Source organism: Klebsiella sp. GG_Kp175 (assembly GCF_040062325.1).
Lineage (GTDB): Bacteria > Pseudomonadota > Gammaproteobacteria > Enterobacterales > Enterobacteriaceae > Klebsiella > Klebsiella quasipneumoniae.
Map to the genome: position 1 here is coordinate 51,150 of NZ_JBEAFX010000019.1, position 10,560 is coordinate 61,709.

At 56.3% G+C, this 10,560-nt stretch carries 7 protein-coding genes; 5 read left to right on the forward strand and 2 right to left on the reverse strand.

The genetic code is table 11. The features are described from left to right. Window positions 1-45: 45 nt before the first annotated feature. Both glnS and nagE read right to left on the reverse strand, forming a co-directional pair. Window positions 46-1,713: a glutamine--tRNA ligase gene (glnS, locus tag ABLU73_RS21585; RefSeq protein WP_004885933.1), complete on the reverse strand. Its 1,668-nt coding sequence runs from the start codon at window positions 1,711-1,713 to the stop codon at window positions 46-48. 178 nt (window positions 1,714-1,891) lie between these two features. Then, window positions 1,892-3,847 carry a PTS N-acetyl glucosamine transporter subunit IIABC gene (nagE, locus tag ABLU73_RS21590; protein WP_017901426.1) on the reverse strand — a complete coding sequence of 652 codons (1,956 nt, stop codon included), beginning with the start codon at window positions 3,845-3,847 and terminating at the stop codon, window positions 1,892-1,894. A 315-nt stretch (window positions 3,848-4,162) separates the two neighbouring features. On the opposite strand from nagE, the gene nagB reads away from it, so the two are divergent. The 5 genes from nagB (at window position 4,163) to asnB (ending at window position 10,269) form a co-directional block, all read left to right on the forward strand. Further along, complete coding sequence (nagB, locus tag ABLU73_RS21595; RefSeq protein ID WP_002894749.1) at window positions 4,163-4,963, forward strand: glucosamine-6-phosphate deaminase; 801 nt, start codon at window positions 4,163-4,165, stop codon at window positions 4,961-4,963. Window positions 4,964-5,076: 113 nt separating this feature from the next. After that, window positions 5,077-6,225, forward strand: a complete 1,149-nt coding sequence (gene nagA, locus ABLU73_RS21600) for an N-acetylglucosamine-6-phosphate deacetylase (protein WP_004885928.1) — start codon at window positions 5,077-5,079, stop codon at window positions 6,223-6,225. A gap of 8 nt (window positions 6,226-6,233) precedes the next feature. Continuing rightward, window positions 6,234-7,454, forward strand: coding sequence for an N-acetylglucosamine repressor (locus ABLU73_RS21605; RefSeq protein ID WP_004885919.1), 1,221 nt, complete (start codon window positions 6,234-6,236; stop codon window positions 7,452-7,454). Between the two features lie 119 nt (window positions 7,455-7,573). Beyond that, window positions 7,574-8,326 carry an HAD-IIA family hydrolase gene (locus ABLU73_RS21610; RefSeq protein ID WP_004885918.1) on the forward strand — a complete coding sequence of 251 codons (753 nt, stop codon included), beginning with the start codon at window positions 7,574-7,576 and terminating at the stop codon, window positions 8,324-8,326. Between the two features lie 278 nt (window positions 8,327-8,604). After that, on the forward strand, window positions 8,605-10,269 hold the full coding sequence (gene asnB, locus ABLU73_RS21615) for an asparagine synthase B (protein ID WP_017901427.1): 1,665 nt from the start codon (window positions 8,605-8,607) through the stop codon (window positions 10,267-10,269). Window positions 10,270-10,560 lie beyond the last annotated feature (291 nt).

The following is a 10,560-nucleotide window of genomic DNA, read 5'->3' on the forward strand; positions in this document are numbered from 1 at the left end:
AAAAAAAGCGCCGCAGAGTGCGGCGCTTTGACGGTAGGGAAAATGTTATTCGCCCGCTTTCGCCCAGGTATCGCGCAGACCGACGGTGCGGTTAAACACCAGACTGGTTGCGGTTGCATAGCGGCTGTCGAGGCAGAAGTAACCTTCACGCTCAAACTGGTAAGCTTTACCGGCTTCCGCCTGCGCCAGGCTCGGCTCCGCGTAACCCTGTTTGATCACCAGCGATTCCGGATTGATTACCGCGAGGAAATCCTCCGCTGCACCCGGGTTTGGTACGCTGAACAGGCGATCGTAGAGACGGATCTCTACCGGCAGCGCATGCGCCGCGCTCACCCAGTGGATCACGCCTTTGACCTTGCGGCCGTCAGCCGGATCTTTGCTTAGGGTGTCGGCATCGTAGGTGCAGAAGATAGTAGTGATATTGCCTTCGGCATCTTTCTCCACGCGTTCCGCTTTGATGACGTAGGCGTTGCGCAGACGTACTTCTTTGCCCAGCACCAGACGCTTGTACTGCTTGTTGGCTTCTTCACGGAAGTCCGCGCGGTCGATCCAGATTTCCGCGCTGAACGGCACTTCGCGGCTGCCCATCTCCGGCTTGTTCGGATGGTTCGGCATCGCCACCATTTCGCTTTCGCCCTGCGGGTAGTTCTCGATAACCAGTTTCACCGGATCGATCACCGCCATCGCGCGCGGCGCGTTTTCGTTGAGATCTTCGCGAATGCAGGACTCCAGCGACGCCATCTCAATGGTGTTGTCCTGCTTGGTCACGCCGATACGCTTGCAGAATTCGCGGATGGATTCGGCGGTGTAGCCGCGACGACGCAGACCGGAGATGGTCGGCATCCGCGGATCGTCCCAGCCCTCCACGTGCTTCTCAGTCACCAGCTGGTTCAGCTTACGCTTGGACATCACGGTGTATTCGAGATTCAGGCGCGAGAATTCGTACTGGCGCGGGTGAACCGGGATGCTGATGTTGTCCAGCACCCAGTCGTACAGACGACGGTTGTCCTGGAACTCCAGGGTACACAGCGAGTGGGTAATGCCTTCCAGCGCATCGCTGATGCAGTGGGTGAAGTCGTACATCGGGTAGATGCACCACTTGTTGCCGGTCTGATGATGCTCAGCGAACTTAATGCGGTACAGCACCGGATCGCGCATCACGATGAACGGCGACGCCATATCGATCTTCGCGCGCAGGCAGGCCTTGCCCTCTTCGAAGCCGCCGCTGCGCATTTTTTCGAACAGCGCCAGGTTTTCTTCCACGCTGCGGTCGCGATACGGGCTGTTTTTACCCGGCGCTTTCAGGGTGCCGCGGTATTCGCGGATCTCATCAGGAGAGAGTTCATCAACGTAGGCCAGGCCTTTGTTGATCAGCTCAACCGCATACTGATGCAGCTGATCAAAGTAATCAGACGAGTAGCAAACGTCCCCGGACCAGTGGAAACCTAACCACTGCACGTCGTTTTTAATCGACTCCACGTATTCGATATCTTCTTTCACCGGGTTGGTGTCATCGAAACGCAGGTTGCATTGGCCCTGATAATCCTGGGCGATGCCGAAGTTCAGGCAGATGGATTTCGCATGGCCAATGTGCAGATAACCGTTCGGCTCCGGCGGGAAGCGGGTGTGAACGGTGGTGTGCTTACCGGTAGCCAGATCTTCATCAATGATCTGACGGATAAAGTTAGTCGGGCGGGCTTCTGCCTCACTCATCACGGGTTCCTCAAAGCGTAAACAACGTATAACGGCACATGATCTTACAAGCAGGGCGTAGTGACAACTATTAGTTACGTAAAATAGGTATCAGAAGAGGATTATGGGGCCGATTGCTGGAAAAAAAAGCGGCGAAGGTTTCCCTTCGCCGCTGAGGCATAAACTCGACTCAGGAGCCTTACTTGCCTTTAATCTCATACAGCGGCGTCTGGCCGGCTACGACCTTACCGCTCGCCAGTATCACCAGCGCGCTGTAGTCATCGCTATTGCTGCAGACTACCGGGCTAATCATCGAGCGCGCGTTGGCGTTGAGGAAGTCCAGATCCATTTCCAGAATCGGCTCGCCCGCCTTCACGTCCGTGCCCTCTTCAACCAGACGTTTGAAGCCCTTGCCTTCCAGCGCCACGGTGTCGATACCCATGTGGACGACGATTTCCGCACCGTTGTTGGTTTCGAGGCAAAACGCGTGGTTAGTGTTGAAAATTTTCACCACAGTACCCGCCGCTGGCGCGACAACGATGTTGCTGGTCGGTTTCACCGCGATACCGTCGCCGACGGCTTTGCTGGCGAAGGCTTCGTCCGGCACCTGTTCGAGCGCCACCACGTCACCGGTAATCGGCGAAACCAGCGACTCAACGGTCTTCGCGTTCGCTACCGCCTGCGGTTTAGCCGCTGGCGCTGCGGTGGCGACGTTGCCAGCCGGTGCGGTTGCCGCTGCCGCTACCGGGCCGCGGGTAACCACTTTTTTCATCTCATCGCCGATAGACTCTGCCTTCGCGCCGACGATAACCTGGATGGTTTGCTTATTCAGTTTCACCACCCCGGATGCGCCGAGACGTTTACAGGCGGCGTCGTTCACTTTCGCCGAATCGCCCACGGTCAGACGCAGACGGGTGATACAGGCGTCAATCGCTTTCAGGTTGTCCGTTCCGCCCACCGCGGCGATATAGCTGGTCGCCAGCTGGGTCAGGCCTTCTTCAGTGTTGCTGTTAGCTTCTTCCGTTACCACGTCAGCGGCTTTGTCTTCACGACCCGGTGTTTTCAGGTTGAACATGCGGATCACCGCGCTGAACAGCAGGAAGTAGACGAAGAAGAAGACCACGCCCATCACCAGCAGCATCCAGACGTTTTTGCTGGCGGCCGGCAGGCTGTACATCAGCACGTAGTCAATGGCGCCGGCGGAGAAGGAGAAGCCCGCATGAATGCCCAGCGCCGTTGCGATGAACAGACTGATACCGGTCAGTACCGCGTGCAGGAGGTACAGCAGCGGAGCCAGGAACATGAACAGGAATTCCAGCGGCTCGGTTACCCCGGTCAGGAACGCGGTGATGGCAACAGACAGCAGCATACCGCCCACCATTGGACGACGCGCTTTCGGAGCGGCCAGATACATCGCCAGCGCCGCGCCCGGCAGACCAAACATCATGATTGGGAAGAAGCCGGACATGAACATCCCCGCGGTGCCGTCGCCGGCGTAGAAGCGGTTGATGTCGCCGTGGAACACGGCGCCTGCGGCGTTAGTAAACTCACCAATCTGGAACCAGGCGATGGTGTTCAGCACCTGATGCAGGCCGGTCGGGATCAGCAGACGGTTGATAAAACCGAAGATACCGGAACCCAATGCCCCTGCGGAAACGATCCACTCGCCGCCCGCATGGATAGCGTGCTGCACCGGCGGCCAGACGTAGCCGAAGATCGCCGCGAGAATCAGACAGAAGAAGCCGGTGGCGATCGGCACGAAGCGTTTGCCGCCAAAGAAGCTCAGGAAGTCCGGCAGCTTGATGCCGGCCCAGCGGTTGTACACCGCCCCTGCTACCAGACCGGTAATGATACCGGCCAGTACGCCCATGTTAATTTCCGGATTGATGGTGACCATCGCTTTGGTCATCACGAAATAACCTACTGCCCCGGCCAGCGCCGCAGAACCGGCGTTATCCTTGGACCAGCTTGACGCCACACCGATAGCAAAGATCAGCGCCAGGTTGTCGAAGATAGCCCCACCCGCTTGCGCGATGAAGGGTACATTCAACAGGTCTGGTTGCCCGAAACGCAGCAGCAATGCTGCGACCGGCAGCACTGCGATAGGGAGCTGTAACGCCCTACCCAGCCGCTGAAAGAAACCTAAAATATTCATCTTATTCCCCCTATGAGACCCCGATGAGGCTCATTTTCAAAGCCACTTTTTTATTGTGTAACAAGGTCGGTTTTATCACTTACCGGCAAAGTGTGTGAAAAATTAATTCGTATCGCAAATTAAACGGGTATTTTTTGTGATAATTATCACCAAATATCGTATTCCCCCCTCCCTTACACTGGCTAACATCGAAAACTTATTTTATCATTCAAAAAATCAACACGGATTGACCCCGGTCGGCGCAGTTGCTGCAATACTCTCCTCAGAGTGCTGGCGCCAATCCGCCAGAATCTACTTTAACTATAGAGGTGAAGAATGAGACTGATCCCCCTGGTAACCGCTGAGCAGGTCGGTAAATGGGCTGCCCGCCATATCGTTAACCGCATTAATGCATTTAAACCAACCGCGGACCGTCCGTTCGTCCTGGGACTGCCGACCGGCGGCACCCCACTCACCGCCTACAAGGCGCTGGTTGAAATGCATAAAGCAGGCCAGGTTAGCTTCAAACACGTCGTCACCTTCAACATGGATGAATACGTTGGCCTGCCGAAAGAGCATCCGGAAAGCTATCATAGCTTCATGCACCGTAATTTCTTTGACCACGTTGATATTCCGGCAGAAAATATCAACTTGCTGAATGGTAACGCGCCGGACATCGATGCGGAATGCCGTCGCTATGAAGAAAAAATTCGTTCCTACGGTAAAATCCACTTGTTCATGGGCGGCGTGGGCAACGATGGTCACATCGCGTTTAACGAACCGGCCTCCTCTCTGGCGTCTCGTACCCGTATTAAGACCCTGACCCATGAAACCCGCGTGGCGAACTCCCGCTTCTTCGACGGCGACGTGGATCTGGTGCCGAAATATGCGCTAACCGTCGGCGTGGGCACCCTGCTGGATGCAGAAGAGGTAATGATTCTGGTGCTGGGCCATCAGAAAGCGCTGGCGCTGCAGGCGGCGGTAGAAGGTAACGTCAACCACATGTGGACCATTACCTGTCTGCAGCTGCATCCGAAGGCGGTGATCGTCTGTGACGAACCGTCTACCATGGAGCTGAAAGTGAAGACACTGAAATATTTCAACGAATTAGAAGCTGAAAATATTAAAGGTCTGTAATGTAGTCGTGTCCCGCGATTTGCGCGGGACCATCTTTTTCTTTGTATGCATCATCATGCCGGCGGCAAACGAACGTACCCGGGCCTGATGAGGCGTATATACCGGGGGTCGTAATGTATGCATTAACCCAGGGCCGGGTTTATACCGGTCATGAAATTCTTGATGACCATGCGGTTGTTATCGCTAATGGCCTTATCGAACGTCTTTGTCCGCTGGCAGATTTGCCGTCTGACATCGAGCAGCGCTCAGTCAACGGCGCCATCCTCGCCCCCGGTTTTATCGACGTCCAGCTCAACGGCTGCGGCGGCGTGCAGTTTAACGACAGCCCTGACGCGGTCACTGTCGACACGCTGGAGATCATGCAGAAGGCCAACGAACGCTCAGGCTGCACCAGCTTCCTGCCGACGCTGATTACCTCCAGCGACGATCTGATGAAGCAAGGCGTGCGCGTGATGCGCGAATACCTGCAAAAGCACCCGAACCAGGCGCTGGGTCTGCATCTTGAAGGACCGTGGCTGAATATCGTCAAGAAAGGCACCCACAACCCGGACTATGTGCGTAAACCGGACGCGGCGCTGGTCGATTTCCTGTGCGACAACGCCGATGTGATCACCAAAGTGACCCTCGCCCCTGAGCGCGTTGAGCCGGAAGTGATCCGCAAACTGGTCGCCGCCGGGATCGTCGTCTCCGCGGGCCACTCCAACGCCACGCTGAAAGAGGCGAAAGTGGGCTTCCGCGCAGGCATTACCTTCGCCACCCACCTGTATAATGCAATGCCGTACATTACTGGCCGCGAACCGGGTCTGGCCGGGGCGATTTTTGACGAGCCGGATGTCTACTGCGGTATTATTGTCGACGGGATGCACGTCGATTACGCCAACGTGCGCAACGCCAAGCGCCTGAAAGGCGACAAACTGTGCCTGGTCACCGACGCCACCGCGCCGGCGGGGGCGAATATTGACCAGTTCATTTTTGCCGGGAAAACAATATACTACCGCAACGGGCTGTGCGTAGATGAAAACGGCACCCTCAGCGGATCTTCCCTGACCATGATTGAAGGGGTGCGTAATCTGGTTGAGCATTGCGGTGTGGCGCTGGACGAAGTATTGCGCATGGCGACGCTCTATCCCGCGCGCGCCATTGGTGTGGACAAGCAGCTCGGCAGTATTGCGCCGGGTATGGTCGCTAACCTGACCGCCTTTACACGCGATTATAAAATCACCAAGACCATCGTTAATGGTAACGAGGTCGTCACTGAGTAAGTAAAAGTATGACAGCAGGCGGACAAGCTCAAATTGGTAACGTTGACCTCGTAAAACAACTGAACAGCGCGGCCGTGTACCGCCTGATTGACCAGCATGGGCCTATCTCGCGCATTCAGATCGCGGAACAAAGCCAGCTTGCCCCTGCCAGCGTGACCAAAATCACGCGTCAGCTTATTGAGCGCGGCCTGATCAAAGAAGTCGATCAGCAGGCCTCCACCGGGGGGCGCCGCGCCATCTCCATCATTGCGGAGACGCGCAACTTCAACGCCATTGGCGTGCGCCTTGGCCGCTATGACGCCACTCTCACCCTCTATGATTTAAGCAGCAAGACCCTGGAAGAGGAGCATTTCCCGCTGCCCGAGCGCACCCAGGAAACGCTGGAACACGCCCTGCTGAATATCATCGCCACTTTTATTGAAAACTGTCAGCGCAAAATTCGCGAGCTGATCGCCATCTCGGTGATCCTGCCGGGGCTGGTGGATCCGGAAAGCGGGGTGATCCGCTATATGCCGCACATTGCGGTGGAAAACTGGGGCCTGGTCGGGGCGCTGGAAAAACGCTTCAACGTTACCTGCTTTGTCGGACACGATATCCGCAGCCTGGCGCTGGCCGAGCACTATTTTGGCGCAAGCCAGGATTGCGAAGACTCCATTCTGGTGCGCGTGCACCGCGGCACCGGGGCAGGGATCATCTCCAACGGACGCATTTTTATCGGCCGTAACGGCAACGTCGGCGAAATCGGCCATATTCAGGTCGACCCGCTGGGCGAGCGCTGCCACTGCGGCAACTTTGGCTGTCTGGAGACCGTCGCAGCTAATGCCGCCATCGAACATCGCGTTCGCCACCTGCTGGAGCAGGGCTATCAGAGCCGTCTGACCCTCGATGACTGCACGATCAAAACCATCTGCAAAGCGGCCAACAAAGGCGATGCCCTGGCCTGCGAAGTGGTCGAGTACGTAGGGCGTCACCTCGGAAAAACGATCGCCATCGCCATCAACCTGTTCAATCCACAAAAAATCGTCATCGCCGGCGAAATTGTGGAAGCCGAGAAAGTGCTGCTCCCGGCCATTGAGGGCTGCATTAACGCCCAGGCGCTGAAGGCGTTTCGTAAGAACCTGCCTGTGGTGCGCTCCACCCTCGATCATCGCTCAGCGATTGGCGCCTTCGCGCTGGTCAAACGCGCCATGCTCAATGGCACGCTGCTGCAGCGCTTGCTTGAGAGCTAACCGCCCCCCTTTATTGATAAGCGCGTCGCTCTGTCGTTGGCGGGCATCGCCCGTCAGAGGTGTGAAACCTCATCAATGACGCGTATAGTTTCGTCTTTGATAATGATTCTGGACCCACCATGACCATTCAAAACATAATTTGTGATATTGACGGTGTGCTGATGCACGATAACGTCGCCGTTCCCGGCGCTGCCGAGTTTATCAAGCGCATCCTCGAGAAAGGCATGCCGCTGGTGATGCTGACCAACTACCCGTCGCAAACCGGCCAGGATCTGGCGAACCGTTTCGCCACCGCCGGGATTGAGGTTCCGGATAGCGCCTTCTACACCTCGGCGATGGCGACGGCCGATTTTCTGCGCCGCCAGGAAGGTAAGAAAGCCTATGTGGTGGGTGAAGGGGCGCTGATCCACGAGCTGTACAAAGCCGGCTTTACCATTACCGACGTCAACCCGGATTTTGTCATCGTCGGGGAAACCCGCTCCTTTAACTGGGAGATGATGCATAAGGCGGCCTTCTTTGTCGCCAATGGCGCCCGCTTCATTGCCACTAACCCGGATACTCACGGTCGCGGCTTCTACCCGGCCTGCGGCGCCCTGTGCGCCGGGATCGAGAAGATCTCCGGCCGTAAGCCGTTTTACGTCGGTAAACCCAGCCCGTGGATCATCCGCTCAGCGCTGAACAAAATGCAGGCCCACTCCGAACAGACGGTGATTGTCGGCGACAATCTGCGCACCGACATTCTGGCTGGCTTCCAGGCGGGGCTGGAGACCATTTTGGTGCTCTCCGGAGTCTCGACCCTCGACGACATCGACAGCATGCCGTTCCGCCCGTCGTGGATCTACCCCTCCGTCGCGGAAATCGATATTTTCTAATGTCAGCCACGTCTCAGGACGTGGTTGTTCATTTTTGACGCCTGCCAAAAGTACCATATCTAATAAAAACGGCTTAAAATTGCGTATTCTTCAATGAAGCCGTTCAAAAGATACTCTTTTTTTACTATTCAACAATCGCAGTTGCGTTTTTTCTTTTTCCAGCCGTAAAACCCTTGCGCCTGCTCCCCCTTTACGGCATTTTCTTAAGCACGCACTCAGGCTTCGCCACGAGACGAAGCCAGCACAACATCAAACACGACAGGGTAATGGAGAAGGCTATGTGTTCTATTTTTGGCGTACTGGATATTAAAACTGACGCAGGCGAGCTGCGTAAAAAGGCGCTGGAGCTTTCCCGCCTGATGCGCCATCGCGGTCCGGACTGGTCTGGCGTGTATGCCAGCGACAAAGCGATTCTGGCGCACGAGCGCCTGTCGATTGTCGATGTCAACGCCGGCGCTCAGCCGCTGTACAACGCCGAAAAAACCCATGCGCTGGCCGTTAACGGCGAAATCTACAACCATCAGGCGCTGCGCGCGGAATATGGCGACCGCTATCAGTTCCAGACCGGCTCCGACTGCGAAGTGATCCTCGCGCTGTATCAGGAAAAAGGCCCGGCGTTCCTCGACGACCTGCAGGGGATGTTCGCCTTCGCCCTGTACGACAGCGAAAAAGACGCGTACTTAATTGGCCGCGACCATATCGGCATTATCCCGCTGTATATGGGGCATGATGAACACGGCAACTTCTATGTCGCTTCCGAAATGAAAGCCCTGGTGCCGGTGTGCCGCACCATTAAAGAGTTCCCGGCGGGTAGCTACCTGTGGAGCAAAGACGGTGAAATTCGCCAGTACTATCAGCGCGACTGGTTCAATTACGACGCGGTAAAAGACAACGTTACCGATAAGAACGAGCTGCGCCAGGCACTGGAAGAGTCGGTGAAAAGCCATCTGATGTCCGACGTCCCCTACGGCGTGCTGCTCTCCGGCGGCCTTGATTCTTCGGTCATCTCCGCCATCACCAAGAAATTTGCCGCCCGTCGCGTTGAAGATCAGGAGCGTAGCGAAGCCTGGTGGCCGCAGCTGCACTCCTTCGCGGTCGGTCTGGAAGGCTCTCCTGACCTGAAAGCGGCGCAGGAAGTGGCTAACCACCTCGGCACCGTGCACCATGAAATTCACTTTACCGTCCAGGAAGGGCTGGATGCGATCCGCGACGTTATCTATCACATCGAAACCTACGATGTGACCACTATTCGCGCTTCGACGCCGATGTACCTGATGTCGCGGAAAATTAAAGCCATGGGCATCAAAATGGTGCTTTCCGGCGAAGGCTCGGACGAAGTGTTCGGCGGCTACCTCTACTTCCATAAGGCGCCGAACGCCAAAGAACTGCACGAAGAGACGGTACGTAAGCTGCAGGCGCTGCATATGTTTGACTGCGCCCGCGCCAACAAAGCGATGTCCGCCTGGGGCGTGGAAGCCCGCGTACCGTTCCTTGACAAGAAGTTCCTCGACGTGGCGATGCGCATCAACCCGCAGGATAAGATGTGCGGCAACGGCAAAATGGAAAAACACGTGCTGCGCGAATGCTTTGAATCCTATCTGCCGGCCAGCGTTGCCTGGCGCCAGAAAGAGCAGTTCTCTGACGGCGTCGGCTACAGCTGGATCGATACGCTGAAAGAAGTGGCCGCGAAACAGATCAGCGACCAGCAGCTGGAAACCGCAAGCTTCCGCTTCCCGTACAACACGCCGACCTCCAAAGAAGGCTATCTGTACCGCGAGATCTTCGAAGAGCTGTTCCCGCTGCCAAGCGCGGCGGAGTGTGTTCCTGGCGGTCCGTCGGTGGCCTGCTCTTCTGCTAAAGCCATTGAGTGGGATGAAGCATTCAAAACCATGAACGATCCGTCAGGCCGCGCGGTAGGCGTCCACCAGTCGGCCTATAAATAAGCCCTGACAGGCGTTGAAACGCGAAACGGACCCTCCGGGGTCCGTTTTCTTTTTGCGGGAATTATGCCGCTGAAAAACGATAAATAACCAATAATTGCCGATTATTGCAGCGAGCTGTTCGCAACCTAACCAAACAGTCACATTACAACGATTTTCCTTGAAAAAGAGGTTGACGCTCGCAGGCCCAATACGCATAATGCGCCCCGCAACGCCGATAAGGTTACGCGAAAAAAAGATGGCTACGTAGCTCAGCTGGTTAGAGCACATCACTCATAATGATGGGGTCACAGG